Source organism: Salipiger abyssi (genome assembly GCF_017311415.1).
Taxonomy (GTDB): domain Bacteria; phylum Pseudomonadota; class Alphaproteobacteria; order Rhodobacterales; family Rhodobacteraceae; genus Salipiger; species Salipiger abyssi_A.
Window position 1 is genome coordinate 91114 of sequence record NZ_JAEKIS010000003.1, and the last position, 18549, is coordinate 109662.

Genomic DNA, 18549 nt, shown 5'->3' on the forward strand with positions numbered 1-18549 from the left:
TCGTTTCTTCTCCGAAAGGGAGAGACGACATGACGTATAAACTGACACTTCGCAGCATCGAACCCGTCACCCATGACGTATCGCATCTGGTGTTCGATCGCCCCGAAGGCTTCGACTTCACGCCCGGTCAGGCGGTGGACATGGCGCTCGACCGCGACGGGTGGCGCGAGGCGCGCCACCCCTTCACCATGACCTCGCTGCCGCAGGAGGAGACGCTGGATTTCGTCATCAAATCCTATCCGGAAAGCGCCGAGGGTCACGAGGGCATGACCGCGCGCATCGCGCGCATGCAGCCCGGCGACACGATGCTGGTCGAGGATCCCTGGGGTGCCATCGAGGACAAGGGCGACGGCGTGTTCATCGCCGGCGGCGCCGGTGTCACGCCGTTCATCGCCATCCTGCGCGACAAGCTGGCGCGCAAGGGCACGCTGGAGGGCAACACGCTGGTGTTTTCCAACAAGGCCGAGCGCGACATCATCCTGCGCGACACGTTCGAGAAGATGCCGGGCCTCGCGACCCGCTTCGTGGTGACCGAGGAGGAGGGCAGCCCCTTCCACGCCGCGCAGATCGACGCGGCGCTTCTGCAAGAGCATGTGCGCCCCGGGCAAGATACCTGCTATATTTGCGGCCCCGACGCGATGCTCGACGACATGGCAGCAGCGCTGCGCGAGATCGGCCTGGCGGAGGACGCAATCGTTACCGAGGAATTCGACTGACGCGGGTTCAGCCCCTCAGGTCGCGGGTGTAGAAGAGATCGGTCTCCGGCCCCTCGGCGCCAATCACGATGTTCGGCATGCGGCCCTGCCGCAAGAACTTGTGTCGTTCGTAGAAGCGGATGGCGCGGGGGTTCTTTTCGGCCACGCAAAGCTCGAGCTGCCAGATGCCGAGTGCGCGCACATGAACGACAAGAGCCTGCATCAGCGCGTCCGCCGCGCCGTTGCCCTGACAGGCGGGGCGGATGTAGAAACCGCCGATCTCGGCCCGGTGCGCCGCCCGCGCGGAGGTGGGCCGCGTCATGCCGGTCATGCCGGCCAACGCGCCATCCTCGAAAACCCCCAGCCACATCCCTGCCTCGAGCATCTGCGTGATCTGATCGGCGCTCATCGCCCGCACTTCGTCGGCGGTGGCGAGGAAGGCGTCGGGATAGGTCGCGACCGCTTCCAGCCGCAGCGTCTTCCAGGCCTCGGCGTTTTCGGGTTTCAACGCCCTGACCGTCAAAACCATTGTCCGGGCTCCATCAGGCCGAGATCGAGCAACTGCCGCGAATGCCATTCGAAGGGCGCGGAATTGTGCCAGCGAAAGCTCTGGATATCGAATGTACTGCCCGGATTGCGCTTCAGCGCCTTGGCGGTGCGGAACGACACCAGCGCCGCCGTCAGATTGTGATGCCAGGGGCAGGCATAGGTGTTGTATTCCTCGTCGTCGAACGTGTGATCTTCGCGCAGATGCAGCCCGGGCTTGGCGCGAAAGACGGAGATGCGGTCGATCTTGCGACGCGCCGCAGGCACATGCTCTTCATAACGCCAGCGCAACCCGCCGAAGAAATCGAGCTGCCGCTCCTTTGGGTGGTTGTGATTGGCCGGATCGTTGCGCGCCAGCGCGTAATAGCCCGACCGGTCGAGATAGGCCTCGTCGAGCGATACTGCCTGAGGATGGCGGTCGAGATCGCCGGCATAGAGGTCGACCACATAGGTCAGCATGGAGTCGCGCCGTTCCTCGGCGTGAAAGGCCAGCATTTCGCTGATCGAGCGCGTCTCGCAGAACGGATAGAACAGATATTCCGCGTTGTAGCAGTAGAACATCCAAAGGCCGGGGCCCGCCTCGCTCACGGCGGAGACGGCGCGCGGCACTGCCTGCTCGGCAGTGAGATCGTAGTCGATGCGGTGGACACGCTCGCGCAGCGCGGGCGCCATGCGAAACTGTGGCGGCATGAAGGCCAGAACGGGTTTGAACCCGGACTGCATGTGATGCCGCAGGGTGGTGTCGATCTCGGTCTCGTCCTCGCAGAACACCATCGCCACAGGGCCGGGCGCCAGCGCCGCCTTTGCCTCTTTCAGGAACGCGTCCAGCCCGGAATACTGCATTGCCCGCCTCTTTCGGAAACAGGCTTAGAGTCCGTGAAAACCTCTCTTATTGCAAGCGGATGTGGTTTGCCCGTGCGACGATCAAGCCGACAGGACCAGCCTCTGCCCAACACTTGCGGCGCAGGCGTTTCTGCGACACCCTTTTCATGACGCCGGTTTTGCGCTATCCGCCCGCCCTTGAACCGCGCGACCGGGAGTCCCCCATGACCCAGCCGAAAAAGCTCTTCATCAAGACCTATGGCTGTCAGATGAACGTCTATGACAGCGAGCGCATGGCCGAGGCCATGGGCGGGCAGGGCTATGTCCAGACCGACCGGCCCGAAGACGCGGACATGATCCTGCTCAACACCTGCCATATCCGCGAGAAGGCCGCCGAAAAGGTCTATTCCGAGCTGGGTCGCTACAAGGGGCTGAAGAGCGACCGGCCCGATCTCAAGATCGGCGTCGCGGGCTGCGTCGCGCAGGCCGAGGGCGAGGAGATCATGCGCCGTCAGCCGCTGGTCGATCTGGTGGTCGGCCCGCAGAGCTATCACCGGCTGCCCGATCTGATGGCCCGCACGAGCAATGGCGCCAAGGCGCTCGACACGGATTTCCCCGAGGAAGACAAGTTCGAGCACCTGAAATCCCGCCCCAAAGCGAAGCGCGGCCCGACCGCGTTTTTGACCGTGCAGGAAGGCTGCGACAAGTTCTGCGCCTTCTGCGTGGTGCCCTATACGCGCGGAGCGGAGGTCTCGCGCCCGGCGGATCGCGTGTTGGACGAGGCCCGCGATCTGGTCGAGCGCGGGGTGCGCGAGATCACCCTGCTTGGGCAGAACGTCAACGGCTATCACGGTCACGAAAAGGGGCTCGCCGGGCTGATCCGCGAACTCGCCAAGATCGACGGGCTGGCGCGCATCCGCTTCACCACATCGCACCCGAACGACATGGATGACGACCTGATCGCCGCCCATGGCGATTGCGACAAGCTCATGCCCTATCTGCATCTGCCGGTGCAGGCGGGCTCCGATAAGATCCTCAAGCGGATGAATCGCCAGCACACCGCCGAGCAGTATCTGCGACTGATCGAGCGGCTGCGCGCGGCGCGCCCCGACCTGCACATGTCGGGCGATTTCATCGTCGGCTTCCCGGAGGAAACCGAGGAGGATTTCCAGGGCACTTTGGATCTGATCGCGGCGGTGGAATACGGCTCGGCGTTTTCGTTCAAATATTCCGAACGTCCCGGCACCCCTGCCGCCGAGCGTCCGCAGGTGCCCGAGGCGGAAAAGGACGACCGTCTACAGCGGCTTCAGGCGCTGCTCACCCGTCAGCAGCGGGCTTTGCAGGACGCCATGGTAGGCCGCGAGCTGGGTGTGCTCTTTGAGAAACCAGGGCGGATGCCTGGCCAGATGGTGGGGAAATCCGACTATCTGCACGCGGTGCATGTGGCGGCCGAGGGGCTCGTGCCGGGCGATCTGCGCCGTGTGCGCATCGTCGAGAGCGGGCCCAATTCGCTCAAAGGTGTGCTGGCCTGAGCGCCTGCGCCCGGATGAAGGCGCGAAAAAATTCCCGTAATTCCCGTTGTTTGCGCAAAATGCCCGGACAATCGTGGCAGTTGGGGTGGTTTGTCCCGCGATTAACCACAATATCTGGTGGTTTTCGCTTCACAGACCGGATTTGTCTGTTAATGTCTTGGATTATAGTAACTTTGCACCGAATGTCCGATTCCGGCTCCGGGGCATCTGGGGGAAACACCAAGTAAAAGGGACAGAGGCTGTGGCAAATCGCATTTCCAAAGCCATGCGGGGCGTGTTTGGCGCTGTGGCGCTGGCCAGTCTCGCTGCCACCGGGGCCGTTGGCCCTGTTGCTGCCGGCAGCGACGGCGGGATCGCACCGTTTATTTCGACACAGAACACCCGCACTATCAAGGGCGAGCGCTATATTCCGGGGATCTCGATCTCCCCCGACGGCTGCGAGATCTGGGTGATGGACGATGGCGTCGAAGGTTACGCCGTGTCCCGCATGACACCGGACGGCCGTCCGGTCTGCCGTGACATCAATGTCTGCGGCACGCTCAACACCGACCAGTATTTCGCCACCGACAAATACAATATCTGGCCCAAGAGCCGTGGCCGGCTTGAGGAGTTCTTCCGCAACGCCTCGGCCTTCGGTTTCATCATCGTCGGCCACACCGATGCGCGCGCCAGCGACGAATACAACCGGCGCCTGAGCTACAACCGCGCCAACGCGGTGGCCTCGGTCGCGCAATCGGTCGGCGCCCGGATCATCGACGTGCGCGGCTATGGCGAATCCTACCCGGTCGCCACCAACCGCACCGTCGAGGGTATGGCCAAGAACCGCCGCGTCGAAATCCTGTGTGTGCGCTGAGGAGACGGACATGAAACTCGTGAAACTCGCCTTCGTTCTCGGCGCCGCTTCGATGCTCTCGGCCTGTGCCGGCGACATGCCCATCGGCCCCGACAAGAGCAAGGACGTCAACCTGATCGACCGTGACGATCTCAGCCAGATTCGCTGGGGCGTCTGGGTCGATCCGGATGGCTGCGACAACTGGATCGCCGACGATGGCGTCGAGGGCTACCTCGCCCGCCGCTACGACCGCTACGGCAAGCCGATCTGCTCCGGCGTGGCGCCGCCGACGGTGGCCACCGGCGATTTCAAGCAGGGCTCGACCTCGGTCATCGGCGACCCGCTCTGAGTCTGGTCGTGGCGACCTATCGAATCCCGGCCGCGCGGTTGCCCACCGCGCGGTCGTTTTGCGTTTACAAGGGCGGTTGCCGCACGGCGGGGGCTTGCCCAAAGCCGCGCCGCTTGGCACCATGAACACGACCCCAAGCGCAGGAGACATGCGTGAACACAGGCACCCTCACAGAAGCCATCCTTGAATTCCCCGACAACCGGCTGCTGATCGATCTCTGCGGTGAGTTCGACCGCAACCTGACCGATATCGAGACCCGCACCGGCGTGCAGATCCTGCGCCGCGGCAATCAGTTGGCGATTCACGGTCCGGAAGAGGCGCAGGCAGCGGCGCGCGACGTGCTGTCGGCGCTCTATCAGCGGCTCGAACAGGGGCGCAGCGTGGGACGCGCCGATATCGACCGCGAGTTCCGACTCGCCCCGGAGGAGGAAACCGCCGAGTCGCAGCTCGAGATGTTCGAGGGCGGCAAGGTCGAGATCAAGACCCGCAAGAAGCTCATCGAGCCGCGCACCGACGCGCAAAAGGCCTATGTGCGCTCGCTCTACCAGCACGAGATGTGTTTCGGCATCGGCCCGGCTGGCACTGGCAAGACCTATCTCGCCGTCGCGGTGGGTGTGAACATGCTGATCACCGGCGCGGTGGACAAGATCATCCTCTGCCGCCCCGCCGTCGAGGCGGGCGAGCGGCTGGGCTTCCTGCCCGGCACGCAGGAGGAAAAGGTCGATCCCTATATGCAGCCGCTCTACGACGCGCTGAACGATTTCCTGCCGGGCAAGCAGCTTGCCAAGATGCGCGAGGAAAAGACTGTCGAGATCGCGCCGCTGGCCTTCATGCGGGGGCGCACCCTGTCGAACGCCTTCGTGGTGCTGGACGAGGCGCAGAACGCCACCACCATGCAGATGAAGATGTTCCTCACCCGTCTCGGCGAGGGCTCGCGCATGGTGATCACCGGCGACCGCACCCAGGTCGACCTGCCGCGCGGCGTGCCTTCGGGGCTTCAGGATGCCGAGCGGCTGCTCAAGAACATCGAGAAGATCGGCTTCAATTACTTCACCGGCAAGGACGTGGTGCGCCACCCGCTTGTCGCCGCCATCATCGACGCCTATGAGCAGGACATCGCGACCGGCGCCTGACCCACGCCGTTTCCATTGGCCGAAAAAATATCCCGGGGGTGAGGCACGCATGTGCCGAAGGGGGCAGCGCCCCGGCCCTGCGCTGCGGAGATCCCATGCTCACCGATGTCATTCTCGAAGACGACCGCTGGCAGCAGGCGGCGCTGGAGACGCTGGCCGAGACCGCCGCGCGCGTGACACTCTCCCATCTAAGTCTCGACCCCGACGGTTTCGAAATCGCGGTACTGGCCTGCGACGATACCCGCATCGCCGAGCTCAACGCCGAATTCCGTGAAAAGCCCACGCCCACCAATGTACTCTCCTGGCCCTCGGAGGAGCGCAGCCCCGAGGAGCCGCCGCAGGGCGGCGAGGAGGGGATGCCCGAAGAGCTGGGCGATATCGCCATCGCCTGGGAAACCTGCCAGCGCGAGGCCGCCGAACAGGGTAAGCCCGCCGCCGATCACATCACCCATCTGATCGTTCACGCAACGTTGCACCTCCTGGGCTATGATCATATCCGTGACGCGGATGCCACGGTGATGGAGACTCTGGAGGTCGAGATACTTGGCAAACTGGGGGTGGCGAACCCATATTCATGACAGAAGGGGCGTTAGCCCCGCCAACGGATAGGAAAAATGGGCGACAGTGACGGCTCGTCTACGGCAGCGCAAAGCGCGCGGACGATGGCGGATTCAGCGGACGGCGAAGGGCTTTTTCGTCGTATTTTTAACGGCTTCAGAGTGGCACCGGCGGAACCCGCCCAGGTGAACGGCACGTCCATGACAACGCCCCAGCCCACAACCACGCCAAGCATGATGAACCTGCGCCGGATGCGGGTCGAGGATGTGGCGATTCCCAAGGCGGATATCGTCGCGGTGCCCGACACCATCACCAAGGCCGAGCTGGTGCAGGTCTTTCGCGACAGCGGCATGACCCGGCTGCCGGTCTACTCCGGCACGCTCGACACGCCGGTGGGCATGGCCCACCTCAAGGATTTCGCCCTCAAACACGGGTTCAACGGCTCCGGCCAGCGCTTCGATCTGAAAAAGATGCTGCGCCCGCTGGTCTTCGTGCCGCCCTCCATGCCGATCGGCGTGCTGCTCACCAAGATGCAGACCGAACGCCGGCACATGGCGCTGGTGATCGACGAATATGGCGGGGTCGACGGGCTGGTGACCATCGAGGATCTCATCGAACAGGTGATCGGTGAGATCGAGGACGAGCACGATATCGACGAGGGCCGGAACTTCTCGCGCGAGAAGGCCGGCAGCTGGCTGGCGCTGGCCAAAACCCCGCTCGAGGAGTTCGAGGCTGCGACCGGGTTGGCGCTGACCGAGGAAGACGAGATCGACGAGGAAGAGATCGACACGCTGGGCGGGCTGGTCTTCATGCTCGCGGGCCATGTGCCGGCACGCGGCGAGGTGATCCCGCACCCGGCTGGTATCGATTTCGAAGTGGTCGATGCCGATCCGCGCCGTATCAAGCGGTTGCGGGTGCGACCGCATACGGAGGCCACCGGTGCGCCTGTCGCGAAACCCGCGCCGGCCAGGGTCGACTCGGCCCCGTCGACCGAAACGGTCTCCGCTGATTCCGCCCCCGCCGAGCCGGCATCCGGGACGCAGCGTGCCTGACATGTCTCTGGGCCGGCGTCTGGACCGGCTGCCGCGCTGGGCTCGCCTGCCGGGCGCCATCGGCGCCGGCGCCGTCATGGGGCTGGGGCAGGCGCCCTGGGATCTGACCTGGCTGGCGCTGGCCGGGCTCCTTTCCGCTGTCGCACTCTTTTCCGCCACGCGCCGTCCGCTCGACGCGGTCGGCGTAGGCTGGGGTGTCGGTCTCGGCTATTTCGGGCTGGTGCTGGGCTGGGTGTTGGAGCCGTTCCAGGTCGATGCCGCCGCCACCGGCTGGATGGCGCCCTTTGCCCTGTTCTTCCTTGCCGCCGGGCTGGCCTTGTTCTGGGCGCTGGCCTTCTGGGGCGCGGCCTATGCGCCGCCGCGCCGCCGGCTCTTTGCGCTGGCGGTATGCTGGGCGGCGGCAGAGCTGGCGCGGGCCTATGTCTTCACCGGCTTCGCCTGGGCGATGGTCGGCTCGCTCTGGGCCCCGGTGCCGGCGATCCAGTGGAGCGCGGTGCTCGGGCCGCACGGGCTCACCTTCGTCACCCTCGGCCTCGCGGCGCTGGCCGTAGCGGCGCTGCGCGGCGGGCGCCGGGCCTGGCGTAAGGGGCTCGCGGCGCTGCTGCTCTTTGTCGCGCTCCTCGGCGGTGGCGCCGCTCTGGTGCCGCCGCTTCAGGATCTCGCCGGCCGGCCCGTGGTGCGGCTGGTGCAACCCAACGCGCCGCAGCAGCAGAAATGGGATCGCGCCTATATCCCGGTGTTCTTCGACCGGCAGGTGGATTTCACCGCCGCGCCCTCGCATGACGGGCTGTCGCGCCCGGCGCTGACGGTCTGGCCGGAAACCTCGCTGCCGATGCTGCTCGACCATGCCGACGAGGCGCTGGGCATCGTCACCGATGCGGCCTTTCCCGGCGAGGTCGTGCTGGGTATCCAGCGCGAAGAGGGCGGTGCCTGGTACAATTCGCTGGTGCTGGCGGGGCAGGGGCCGCAGGTGATGCAGGTCTATGACAAGCACCATCTGGTGCCCTTCGGCGAATACATGCCCGCCGCCGGATTCTTCCAGCGCTGGAACATCGCCGGGCTGGCGCAGCGCGCGGCGGGGGGCTACGCCTCCGGGCCGGGGCCGCGCCTGCTGGATCTCGGGCCGGAGCTGGGCCATGCGCTGCCGCTCATCTGCTACGAGGCGGTGTTTCCGCAGGATCTGCGCGCGCCGGGCCGCCCCGATCTGCTGCTTCAGATCACCAACGACGCCTGGTTCGGCACCTTCTCCGGCCCCTATCAGCATCTGGCGCAGGCCCGCATCCGTGCCATCGAGCAAGGGCTGCCGATGCTGCGCGCCGCCAATACCGGGGTCTCGGCAGTGATCGACGGGGCGGGGCGCGTGCTGCAATCGCTGCCGCTGGGCGAGGCGGGCTATCTCGACGCGCGCCTGCCGCCGCCGCTGCGCGTGACGCCCTACAGCCGCATGGGCGATCTGCCGGCGCTGGGGCTGCTCTTTGTGCTTGCGATTACGGCATTCCTGCGGCGCGGGCGGAATTCGATTGACGGCCCTGCCGCAACCACGTAGCCATGTCGCGTTACATCCCCGTCACAACGGCTTCCTGGCGTGACGGTCGGTACTCAATGGAGCGCTCATGTCCCGACAAAACTATACTTTCACTTCGGAATCCGTGTCCGAAGGTCACCCTGACAAGGTCTGCGACCGCATTTCCGATGCGGTTCTCGACGCCCTTCTGGCGGAGGATCCGCTAGCGCGCGTCGCCTGCGAGACCTTTGCCACCACCGACCGCGTGGTCATCGGTGGCGAAATCGGGCTGACCGATCAGGAGAAACTCGCCGAATATATGGAGGCGATCCCGGATATCGTCCGCGCCTGCATCAAGGATATCGGGTATGAGCAGGACAAGTTCCATCATGCCACCTGCGAGATCACCAACCTGCTGCACGAGCAGTCGGCGCATATCGCCCAAGGGGTGACCGGCGGCGGCAACCGTGACGAGGGGGCCGGCGATCAGGGCATCATGTTCGGCTATGCCACCAACGAGACGCCGCAGATGATGCCGGCGCCGATCCTGTTCTCCCACGCGGTGCTGAAGCGTCTGGCCGAGGCGCGCAAATCCGGCGAGCAGCCGGTGCTGGGCCCGGATGCGAAATCGCAGTTCTCGGTGCGTTACGAGGGCGGCAAGCCGGTCGGCGTGACCTCGGTGGTGCTGTCGCACCAGCATCTCGATCCAGCGCTGACCTCGGAAGACGTGCGCGACATCGTCGAGCCCTATATCCGCGAGGTTCTGCCCGAGGGCTGGCTGACCGCCGAGACCGAATGGTGGGTGAATCCCACCGGTGCCTTCGTGATCGGCGGGCCCGACGGCGATGCCGGTCTCACGGGGCGCAAGATCATCGTCGACACCTATGGCGGCGCGGCGCCGCATGGTGGCGGGGCGTTCTCGGGCAAGGACCCGACCAAGGTCGACCGGTCGGCGGCCTATGCGTCGCGTTATCTGGCCAAGAACGTGGTCGCGGCGGGCATGGCCGAGCGCTGCACGGTGCAGCTTTCCTATGCCATCGGCGTGGCCAAGCCGCTGTCGATCTATGTCGATACCCACGGCACGGGCGAGCTCGACGAGGCGCTGATCGAGACGGCGATCCCGAAGGTGATGGATCTCACCCCGCGCGGCATCCGCACGCATCTCGATCTCAACAAGCCGATCTATGAGCGCACCGCGGCCTATGGTCATTTCGGGCGCGAGCCCGATGCGGATGGCGGCTTCTCCTGGGAGCGGACCGATCTTGCCGAGGCGCTGAAGAAAGAAGTCTGAGGCGGGTATGATCGCCGAAAGAAAAAAGGGCGCCCGGGTGGGCGCCCTTTTTTGTTGAGAGGCGGGGGATATTTTGCGGAGCGGTGGGCAGATTGCCCACCCTACCTGTGTGAGCCGCGCCCGGGGAACTACGCAATCGTAGGGTGGGCAATCTGCCCACCGCTCCGCGCCAAGCCCTTAAACCAGTCGCGACACGTCCTTGGCGGCGCGCACGAAATCCTTGAACAGCGGATGCGGATCGAAGGGTTTCGACTTCAGCTCCGGGTGGAACTGCACCCCGATGAACCACGGATGATCGGGCCATTCCACGATCTCCGGCAGGCGCCCGTCCGGCGACATGCCCGAGAAACACAGCCCGCTCGTCTCCAGCGCCTCGCGGTACTTGATATCGACCTCGTAGCGGTGGCGGTGGCGCTCGTCGATGGCATTGCTGCCATAGACTTCGGCCACCTTGGAGCCGTCCTTAAGCACTGCGTCATAGGCGCCGAGCCGCATGGTGCCGCCCTTGTCGTCGGCCACCGAGCGGTTGACCTTCTGGTTGCCCTGCACCCATTCCTTGAGGTGATAGACCACCGGCTCGAACCGCTTTTCGCCCTTCTCGTGGTCGAACTCCTCGGAGCCCGCCTTCTTGACGCCGGCGACGTTGCGCGCCGCCTCGATCACCGCCATCTGCATGCCGAGGCAGATGCCGAGATAGGGCACCTTGTGCTCGCGGGCGAATTGCGCCGCCTTGATCTTGCCCTCGGTGCCGCGCTCGCCGAAACCGCCGGGCACCAGGATCGCGTCGTAATTTTCCAGATAGGGCGCCGGATCCTCTCGCTCGAAGAGCTCGGCATCGACCCAGTTCACATTGACCTTGACCCGGTTGGCCAGCCCGCCATGGGTCAGAGCCTCGGCGATGGATTTATAGGCGTCTTCGAGCTGCGTGTATTTGCCGACGATGGCGACATTCACGTCCCCCTCGGGGTTGTGGATGCGCTCGCTCACATCCTCCCATTTCTCCAGATTGGGGCGCGGCGCCGGGGTGATCTGGAACGCGTCCAGCACCGCCTGGTCGAGCCCCTCGCGGTGATAGGCCAGCGGCGCGTCGTAGATCGACGGCAGATCCTGCGCTGCGATCACCGCGTCGGGGCGCACATTGCAGAACAGCGCCAGCTTTTCGCGCTCCTTCTGCGGAATCGGCCCTTCGGAGCGGCAGACGAGGATATCGGGCGCCAGACCGATGGAGCGCAGCTCCTTGACCGAGTGCTGCGTCGGCTTGGTCTTCAGCTCGCCCGAGGCCTTGATCCAGGGCAGCAGCGTCAGGTGCATGAAAACGCACTGGCCGCGCGGCTTGTCCTGTGAGAATTGCCGGATCGCCTCGAAGAAGGGCAGGCCTTCGATATCGCCCACCGTGCCGCCGATCTCGCACAGCATGAAATCGACTTCGTCCTCGCCGATGTCGATCCAGTCCTTGATCTCGTTGGTGACGTGCGGGATCACCTGAATGGTCTTGCCGAGGTAGTCGCCGCGGCGCTCCTTCTCCAGCACATTGGTATAGATCCGGCCCGAAGAGATGGAATCGGTCTTGCGCGCCGAGACGCCCGTAAAGCGTTCGTAATGGCCGAGATCGAGATCGGTTTCGGCGCCGTCATCGGTGACAAAGACCTCGCCATGCTCGAAGGGCGACATCGTGCCGGGATCGACATTCAGATAAGGATCGAGTTTTCTCAGCCGGACGGAAAAGCCCCGCGCCTGCAAAAGTGCCCCGAGCGCGGCCGATGCCAGCCCCTTGCCGAGCGACGAAACAACGCCGCCAGTAATGAAGATGAAACGTGCCATTGGCCGCGTAACCCCGTGATATTGCCTGTATTTTTATGATGAATCCGCATGCGCAAAACGCGTCATCACGGGATTTGACGTATAGGGGATTCGGGAAGGGATGTCTAGCGCACCTCAAGATGCTGTTGCGCTTGCTTACGCCCGGGCAATCTGTTGTGGGGATGGCCTCTGTGATCTCGGGGTCCGGCAGGCGCCGGCGCCCGTCTTGGTCTCGTCCGGGCAGTCGCGCTCTCGTCCGACGCGCATCGCCTAGGCGGTCACGCGCAGCGAGGGCTTGTTGTTGGGGAGCCGGTAAAGCCAGTCCACACCGATCCTGTCGGCGCACCATTTTAGGGCCAGCGATACAGCGATCCCGACCGTAGAGAGCGCAAGGACAAGGCATAGCGAGGTTGCCAGACCGATATCATCGCCCCGGATCCCGACGCTGGCCGCAAGGACACGCATCACCAGGCTGTGCGCGAGGTAGATGGAAAGTGTGTTTCTGCCTAGATAGGTCCAGAAGCGACGTAGAGGCGAGATCTTGGCGATGATCGCTGATGCGAAGTAGCCGAACCCGATTCCGAAAAACGGAAGCACCGTTTGCAGGATCTTGCCCGTCGCTCCCGAAGGGTCCGACTTCAGATGGGCAGCTGTCAGGCCTGCGAAGATGACGGTGGAGACTGGACCGATCCACCGGTTGTTTCCCATCCATCCGAAGATGGTTTCCCCATAGGCGGCGGCTATGAAGAAGAAGATGAAATATTTCAGAATGTTGTCGTGCACATAGCTGTCGAACGCGATGTAACCGACCGAGACGCTTGTATAAAGCGCAAGCGCGATCATCGCTGCCAGCGGGCGGATCCGCATCGAAAGTTTCGCGAGCGGGAAGTAGATTGCCAGCGCGAGCAGGAACCACAGCGTCGATGTGGGATTGATGACAATGCCCTGGAGCAGAAAATCGAAGATGTTTGCGCTTTTGTCGAAGAACGTGACGTCGAAAAGAAAAGCAATCAAAAGCCAGATCAGCACGAGATAGAGGAAGGTGGCTGTTTTCGCCTTCAAGAGTTTTGGCCACGGGCGCCGGAGCGCGCTCCTCGCGAGGTATCCTGAGACCAGAAAGAAAACGGGCATGCGCATCGGGGATATGGCATTGTTGATTTGCCATAGCTTGGAAGACAGGTCGAAATAGCTTTCGGCGGCGATACTTGCATGGAAGAAGACGACAAAGAAGATCGAACCGCCTTTTACGACGTCGATCCACGTAAGTCTTTGAGGTTTCGAATCGTCCGAAATTTCTTGTGACATCGTAAACTCCTCACTTGTGAAGCGGCTGCACCTCTCTTTCGCGCGCAGGCCGGTCTTCTGGGCCGGCCGGAAGTCTTGTGCTCATGCATCGTCGCATTTGACTTCTGTCTTTTCGTGACGTGCCGGATGTCGTGACGAAAGGCGAGTCAATCGCAGCCGCGCGATCCCGCGAACCGCGCGCTGCTTTAAATTTGTTCAGTGGGTGACCGACGCGTCACTCAACTGTGCGCTCGGACGGGCTTCAGCGGAAAAACCCTGTCATAAGGCGTCGAGCCGATGGGATGCTCCGACCTTCCAGGATGAGGGGGCTTCGGGAGCACGCGCCCGACCGGATGGCAACGGCCGGGCGTAAACGGCCTGCCCACTCCGTTGAGCGAGTGCCTTATCGCAGTCCCTTCATGCCGATCAGTCGGCGCGCGGAACCAGAGGTGCGTCGGGCGCTGTGTCGCTATCTTGCATCGAGGGCGGTGGCAGCAGCGCATCGGTGTCGATCCCGTCTGTGCCGGTGCTGCCCGCATCGCCTTCCGCCGCCGGAGCGTCGCCACTCAGCCGGTCCATGACGGACACGCCAGAAGCATCCTGCGCGGCCAGGACCGTCAGGGTCAGCGAGGTCGCGATAAAGGCAATGGCCAAACCCCAGGTCACCTTGCCGAGCGCCGTCGCGGCCGCGCGCTGGCTCATTGCGCCACCGCCGCCACCCATGCCGAGCCCGCCGCCTTCGGAGCGCTGAAGCAGCACCGCGCCGATCAGCGCGAGCGCGAGAAGAAGATGGACGATGAGAATGACGTTCTGCATGGAGGGTCCCGGATCCTGCGGTCTTGGCGCGCTATGTAGGGGAAGCGGGGCAGACGCGCAACCCGCCACGGAGAGGCGTCGCGGCAGAGCGCCGAGATGCCCCGGGTGAAAGCGTTGTGCGCTCGCGCAGGGGTTGTGACCTGACTTGATCAAAATAACGAAAGTGGTGGCTTGCCGGGTTACGGGCCTGGGGCTAGGCTTTTGTTATGAGTCAGGACAAACCTCTTCTGGGCATCCTTTTGATGCTCGGCTTTTGCGTTGTTGCGCCGATGGCGGATGCGATTGCGAAACTGTTATCGACTGTGGTGCCGCTGGCCGAGCTGGTGCTCATCCGGTTCGGTATTCAGGCGCTGATACTGGCGCCGCTGATGCTCGCGACGGGACGCAGTTTCCGATTGCGGCGCAAGGTGTTCTGGATCGCCTTTTTCCGCACGTTGCTGCACATTCTCGGCATCGGCATGATGGTGACGGCGCTGCGTTTTCTGCCGCTGGCCGACGCGGTGGCGATTGCCTTCATCATGCCCTTCCTGATGTTGATCCTCGGTCATTACGTGCTGGGCGAAGAGGTCGGCTGGCGCCGGCTCGCCGCCTGCGCTGTGGGCTTTATCGGGACGCTGATGGTGGTGCAGCCGGCGTTTCGCGATGTCGGCTGGCCGGCACTGCTGCCGCTCGGGGTTGCGGTGAACTTTTCCGTCTTCATGCTGACCACGCGGCAGATCTCGCGCGAGGTGGATGCGATCTCCTTGCAGGGCGTTTCGGGGATCATGGCGGTTCTGGTCATCGGCGCGCTGATGCTGGTGCTGCCGGAAGACACCGTGCCGGAGCTGGCCTGGGAGAGTGTCGAGGGCGGCGTCTGGGGGCAGCTGCTGGCCATCGGGCTGTTGGGCACGCTGGGCCATCTGCTGATGACCTGGTCGCTGCGCTACGCCCCCGGGGCGACCCTGGCGCCGATGCAGTATCTCGAGATTCCCTTTGCCACGATCATCGGCTTTCTGGTCTTCGGCGAGTTCCCGAACCCGCTGGCCAGCGCCGGGATCTGCGTCACCATCGGTGCCGGGCTTTATATCTTCATTCGGGAGCGGGCCATGCATCGGGCGCAGAAAGCAGCCCCCGCGCCAGCGCCGGCAGTGCCGCCACTGGCAGAATGATCAGCATCAGCGGCGTATCGAAGCGCAGCGTCACCCGTGCGGCGCTCGCCTCGTTCGAGGTACCGGTGCGCAGATGCGGCGCGAAGTCGAGCCCCGCCAGCGGCCAGCGCAGCCCCTCGCTTTCGCCACGCACCGGCCCCATCGGGTAAAGCGACACCCGGTTGCCCGGAGCAAGGTCCAGCTCCAGCTGCGGTGGCACCAGCGCCACCGCGTCGGAGGCATCGGCGAGGATACAGCGGCGGTCGGCGCGGCGTGTGAGCACGCTCAGCGAGGCGAGTTGATGGTCGATGCGCGGCCCGAGAAACCCGGTGCCATAGATCAGCGGTGCCGAGATATTGCGCAGGCATTTGTCGAAATCGGTGCTATCCTGCTCCGATATGTGGTGGATCCGCGCTGCGGGGATCTGCGCCCGGGTGTTTTCGGAGAGCGAGTCGAGATCGCCGATCACCGCATCCGGCATGACGCCGGCGCTCAGCAGCGCAGCCGCCCCGCCATCGGCCGCGATGCGCGTCGTGCATTGCGGCAGCAGAGATTGCAGCAGGTCGGGACTGTGATCGCCGCCTCCGGCCAGCAAGACCGGGCCGGGGCTGTGAAGAGTTGCGTGATTCATGTCAATTTAATGGCGATTTGGGAAACCGACCACAATGCGGTCACGAAATGATACGGTGAATACCTAAGATTCGGTCAGCTTTGGTCTTGGTGATCGTGGTAAACACACTGTTGCAAAACGATTGAAAGTGAGCAGCACATGGTGAGTTCGAGCAAGATTCTGACGGTCTCCTACGGCACCTTTTCCTGCACGGCGGAAGGGTTCGAGGATCCATTGGGTGTGGTCAAGGAGACCACGCATTTCTTCCGTGGTGTGATCCGCGAGGACCGGTTCTTCGGTGCCGAACCGCCGCAGTTCGACCCTGACATGGCTGCGGAGCTTCTGCAATCGCAACTGAAATCCGAGATGGGCGAGGGCTCGCTGACCCTACGCAGCCCGTTCAGCAGCGGTGGCGCGGCCTCTGCCGGCGCGCTGAGCGCGGCACTGGCCGCTGGCCCGTCGGCACTGCGACCCGCTGCGGCCGCCCCTGCCATGGATGAGCCAGAGGTTCCGGTGGCCGAAGCGCCTGTCGCTGCTGCGGCCGATCTCGCCGAAGAGAGTGTTGCAGCCGATACCGGCCCGGCGCTCGAAGACAGCATCAGCGCGGTGCTTGCCGACGCGGAGCAGGTACAAGAGGCGGCGGAGCCCGCCGAGGACGACAGCGTCGAAGAGGTTGCCGAGGCCGAGCCGGCGTATCAGACTTCGCAGCCTGCCGCCGATGAGCTGTCCCAGGCAGAGGGCTTCGAGGCAGAGGGTGAGGACAGTCTCGAGGCCGAGGCTGAATTCTTCGAAGCCGGTCCGGCAGAGCGGGAGCGCGCCGAAGCACCCGCGCCGCTGAACGATCCCGAAAGCGTCGCCGCCAAGCTGCGCCGCATCCGTGCCGTAGTTGCAGGAGGCGCCCCCGAGGCGCAGACCGCCGATGCCGTCACGCTCGACGATGCCGAGGAAGAGGCCGACGCGCCGGCGGTGTCGGCGATGCTGGGTGCGCTGACCGCAGAAGATGCAGAGCCTCGGGCGACCGCCGATGCGGATCGCGACAATCTTTTCACCGACACGCTCGCCGGTCTCGATTTCGATGAGACCTATGACGAAGACGAGGACGCCGACGAGCCGCTTTCCAAGGATGCAGTGCGGGTCGCCGCCGCAGCGGTGGCGCAGAACGAGCCGGAAGAGGCGACGCCGCCGCGCCGCCCTCGCGCCCGCGTCGTCAAGGTCAAGCGTGCGGCGTTCGACTCTGCGCTGGCGGACGGGCTGATCGAAGAGGTCGCGGAGCAATCGCCGCAGGGTGCCGACACGGTGAGCAGCCTCAGCGCCGAGGACGAAGACGATCTCGCCCGCGAGCTGGCTGCGGTGAAAGCCGAGCTGAAGGCGGATATCGACGCCGCCTGGGACGCGCCCGAGGACGATATCGACGCCGATGATCTCAGCGTCGAAACCAACGAAGAAGAGACCGAAGACCATGGTTTCGACGATTGGGGCGACGGGGACGAGAAGGACATTCTATCGGCGGTCTCGGCATCGATTTCGGAGCGCGACGAGGCGTTCGAAGACGAGGGCGATGCCGAGGGGCTGCCGGACGCGGAACCGCTGCGCCTGCGCAAGCAGGATAGCGCCGACGAGGACTGGGCCGAGGAAGACGCCGCTTTCGCGAAGAATATCGAAAGCGAGTTCGACGAGGTGTTCGAGCCGGAGGCGGACGATGCCGAGCCTTCCGAAGCCGCGCCGGATGTGGATGACGAAGTGATTGAGCAGCTCGCTCGCAAAGGCGCCCGCAAGGCTGTCAAGATGTCGAGCCCGGCGCGTGCCATGCTCACCGAGAACAGCGTGGGCGACACCGATGCCTCGCGCATCCTCGACGAAACCAACACCCAGCTCGAGGAGCCGGAAGGCAACCGCCGCCGCAGCGCCATCGCGCATCTGCGCGCCGCTGTTGCGGCCACCCGCGCCGACAAGCTGCTGGGCCGCAAGAAGGACAGCGAGGCTGCGTTCGAGCCCTATCGCGAAGATCTCGCGAATGTGGTGCGTCCGCGTCGCCCGCATGCGCCGGAAAACCACACCCAGCGCCCGGTTGAGCTGACGCGCCCGGCGCCGCTCAAGCTTGTGGCAGAACAGCGGGTCGATGCCGAACAGCCGGCGCCGCGTCCGCGCCGCGTGCATGTGGCCGAGGTGGAGACCGGTGGCGAGAGCGGGTTTGCCGATTACGCCGATAGCGTCGGTGCGGTCGATCTGCCGGATCTGCTCGAAGCGGCGGCGGCCTATCTCTCCTTCGTGGAAGGTCGTGAGCAGTTTTCGCGCCCGCAGCTGATGACCAAGGTGCGCCAGGTGGAGACGCACGAGTCGAGCCGCGAGGACCGGTTGCGGACCTTCGGGCAGCTCCTGCGCGAAGGCAAGATCGAGAAGACGCGCGGGGGGCGGTTCACCGCATCCGAGCGTATCAGCTTCAAACCCGACGCGCGGGCCGCGGGCTGAAGCGTCGGATCAGGGCAATGTGAACGGCGGGTGCGCATGCGCCCGCCGTTTTCCTGTCTGGCGGCGGCCGTTCCCAAGATATTCTCCGGAAAGGCAAAGGTGGGCTGCGGGACGGTGGGCGGGGCGATG

17 protein-coding genes and 1 riboswitch are annotated in these 18549 nt (G+C 64.6%); of the genes, 11 read left to right on the forward strand and 6 right to left on the reverse strand.

All coding sequences use genetic code 11. From position 1 onward, the window contains the following. Positions 1 to 29: 29 nt before the first annotated feature. On the forward strand, positions 30 to 716 hold the full coding sequence (locus tag I6N89_RS05555) for an FAD-binding oxidoreductase (RefSeq protein ID WP_207017215.1): 687 nt from the start codon (positions 30 to 32) through the stop codon (positions 714 to 716). 7 nt (positions 717 to 723) lie between these two features. Here I6N89_RS05555 and I6N89_RS05560 read toward each other — a convergent pair whose 3' ends face one another. Both I6N89_RS05560 and I6N89_RS05565 read right to left on the reverse strand, forming a co-directional pair. Continuing rightward, positions 724 to 1224 carry a GNAT family N-acetyltransferase gene (locus I6N89_RS05560; protein ID WP_207017216.1) on the reverse strand — a complete coding sequence of 167 codons (501 nt, stop codon included), beginning with the start codon at positions 1222 to 1224 and terminating at the stop codon, positions 724 to 726. After that, a complete protein-coding gene (locus I6N89_RS05565) occupies positions 1215 to 2084 on the reverse strand; it encodes a hypothetical protein (protein WP_207017217.1) in 870 nt (289 codons plus the stop codon). The genes I6N89_RS05560 and I6N89_RS05565 overlap by 10 nt, the downstream gene beginning before the upstream one ends. 203 nt (positions 2085 to 2287) lie before the next feature. On the opposite strand from I6N89_RS05565, the gene miaB reads away from it, so the two are divergent. The 8 genes from miaB (at position 2288) to metK (ending at position 10314) form a co-directional block, all read left to right on the forward strand. Beyond that, on the forward strand, positions 2288 to 3595 hold the full coding sequence (gene miaB, locus I6N89_RS05570; protein ID WP_207017218.1) for a tRNA (N6-isopentenyl adenosine(37)-C2)-methylthiotransferase MiaB: 1308 nt from the start codon (positions 2288 to 2290) through the stop codon (positions 3593 to 3595). A gap of 241 nt (positions 3596 to 3836) precedes the next feature. Continuing rightward, positions 3837 to 4448 (forward strand): OmpA family protein, encoded by a 612-nt coding sequence (locus I6N89_RS05575; protein ID WP_328805846.1) that lies wholly within the window; start codon positions 3837 to 3839, stop codon positions 4446 to 4448. Positions 4449 to 4458: 10 nt separating this feature from the next. Continuing rightward, entirely contained in the window at positions 4459 to 4776 is a 318-nt protein-coding gene (locus I6N89_RS05580) for a hypothetical protein (protein ID WP_207017219.1), read from the forward strand. 152 nt (positions 4777 to 4928) lie between these two features. Further along, positions 4929 to 5909: a PhoH family protein gene (locus I6N89_RS05585; protein ID WP_207017220.1), complete on the forward strand. Its 981-nt coding sequence runs from the start codon at positions 4929 to 4931 to the stop codon at positions 5907 to 5909. A 95-nt stretch (positions 5910 to 6004) separates the two neighbouring features. Continuing rightward, on the forward strand, positions 6005 to 6487 hold the full coding sequence (ybeY, locus tag I6N89_RS05590; protein ID WP_207017221.1) for an rRNA maturation RNase YbeY: 483 nt from the start codon (positions 6005 to 6007) through the stop codon (positions 6485 to 6487). A 36-nt stretch (positions 6488 to 6523) separates the two neighbouring features. Next, positions 6524 to 7519 carry a hemolysin family protein gene (locus tag I6N89_RS05595; RefSeq protein WP_236016455.1) on the forward strand — a complete coding sequence of 332 codons (996 nt, stop codon included), beginning with the start codon at positions 6524 to 6526 and terminating at the stop codon, positions 7517 to 7519. Position 7520: 1 nt separating this feature from the next. Next, positions 7521 to 9065: an apolipoprotein N-acyltransferase gene (gene lnt, locus I6N89_RS05600; protein ID WP_207017503.1), complete on the forward strand. Its 1545-nt coding sequence runs from the start codon at positions 7521 to 7523 to the stop codon at positions 9063 to 9065. 15 nt (positions 9066 to 9080) lie between these two features. Continuing rightward, positions 9081 to 9129: riboswitch (SAM-SAH riboswitch) on the forward strand. A 3-nt stretch (positions 9130 to 9132) separates the two neighbouring features. Further along, positions 9133 to 10314 carry a methionine adenosyltransferase gene (gene metK, locus I6N89_RS05605; protein ID WP_207017222.1) on the forward strand — a complete coding sequence of 394 codons (1182 nt, stop codon included), beginning with the start codon at positions 9133 to 9135 and terminating at the stop codon, positions 10312 to 10314. A gap of 177 nt (positions 10315 to 10491) precedes the next feature. On the opposite strand, the gene I6N89_RS05610 is transcribed toward metK, so the two are convergent. The 3 genes from I6N89_RS05610 to secG form a co-directional block, all read right to left on the reverse strand. Further along, positions 10492 to 12135, reverse strand: coding sequence for a CTP synthase (locus I6N89_RS05610; protein WP_207017223.1), 1644 nt, complete (start codon positions 12133 to 12135; stop codon positions 10492 to 10494). A gap of 249 nt (positions 12136 to 12384) precedes the next feature. After that, complete coding sequence (locus I6N89_RS05615; RefSeq protein WP_207017224.1) at positions 12385 to 13419, reverse strand: acyltransferase family protein; 1035 nt, start codon at positions 13417 to 13419, stop codon at positions 12385 to 12387. A 405-nt stretch (positions 13420 to 13824) separates the two neighbouring features. Then, positions 13825 to 14214: a preprotein translocase subunit SecG gene (gene secG / locus I6N89_RS05620; RefSeq protein WP_207017225.1), complete on the reverse strand. Its 390-nt coding sequence runs from the start codon at positions 14212 to 14214 to the stop codon at positions 13825 to 13827. A 206-nt stretch (positions 14215 to 14420) separates the two neighbouring features. Between secG and I6N89_RS05625 the strand changes: the two genes are divergently transcribed. Then, positions 14421 to 15362, forward strand: a complete 942-nt coding sequence (locus I6N89_RS05625; RefSeq protein WP_207017226.1) for a DMT family transporter — start codon at positions 14421 to 14423, stop codon at positions 15360 to 15362. Here the strand turns inward: I6N89_RS05625 and I6N89_RS05630 are convergent. Further along, positions 15283 to 15972 carry a thiamine diphosphokinase gene (locus I6N89_RS05630; protein ID WP_207017227.1) on the reverse strand — a complete coding sequence of 230 codons (690 nt, stop codon included), beginning with the start codon at positions 15970 to 15972 and terminating at the stop codon, positions 15283 to 15285. The two genes, I6N89_RS05625 and I6N89_RS05630, sit on opposite strands and share 80 nt — an antisense overlap. 138 nt (positions 15973 to 16110) lie before the next feature. Here I6N89_RS05630 and I6N89_RS05635 point away from each other — a divergent pair, with 138 nt between their 5' ends. After that, positions 16111 to 18420, forward strand: a complete 2310-nt coding sequence (locus tag I6N89_RS05635) for a hypothetical protein (RefSeq protein WP_207017228.1) — start codon at positions 16111 to 16113, stop codon at positions 18418 to 18420. Positions 18421 to 18549 lie beyond the last annotated feature (129 nt).